We start from the raw sequence: 748 nt of genomic DNA on the forward strand, positions 1-748 counted from the left end.
CCAAGCTTTTCCAACTCAGGCAGGAGACCCGCTTCTTCTAGATAGAGGCGCGCCACTTTCGAACCCGGTGCAAAGGAGGTTTTCACCCATGGCTTACGCACCAGTCCCAGTTCGTTGGCTTTTTTCGCCACTAGGCCCGCAGCCACCACGTTACGCGGGTTACTGGTGTTGGTGCACGAGGTAATCGCGGCGATGATGACCGCGCCATCGGGCATCTCGCCCTCTTTCTCTTGCCACTTGCCCGCGATGCCGCGCTCGGTCAGTTCTGAGGTTGGCAAACGGCGATGCGGGTTGGAAGGCCCGGCGAGGTTGCGACTCACGGTGGCGAGGTCAAACTCCAGCACGCGCTCATACACGGCGCTGTCTAAATCGTCGGTCCACAGCCCGGTTTGCTTCGCGTAAGTCTCGACCAATTTGACTTGCTCATCATCACGGCCGGTCAATTTGAGGTAGTTGATGGTCTGCTCATCAATGTAGAACATGCCTGCGGTCGCGCCGTATTCTGGTGTCATGTTGGAGATGGTCGCGCGGTCACCGATGGTCAGCTCGCGTGCGCCTTCGCCAAAGAATTCCAGATACGAAGAGACGACACGTTCGTTACGTAAGAACTCGGTAATCGCCAGCACGATGTCCGTGGCGGTAATGCCCGGTTGGCGTTGACCAGTTAACTTGACCCCCACGATATCAGGCAGGCGCATCATCGACGGACGCCCCAGCATCACGGTTTCCGCTTCCAGTCCACCCACGC

1 protein-coding gene is annotated in these 748 nt (G+C 58.3%); it reads right to left on the reverse strand.

Translation table 11 applies throughout. The features are described 5' to 3' along the window. A partial coding sequence (locus tag ACVA54_RS19660) for an aconitase family protein (protein WP_446649891.1) occupies positions 1–748 on the reverse strand: 748 nt, incomplete at both ends.

Source organism: Vibrio sp. PNB23_22_6, from assembly GCF_052877535.1.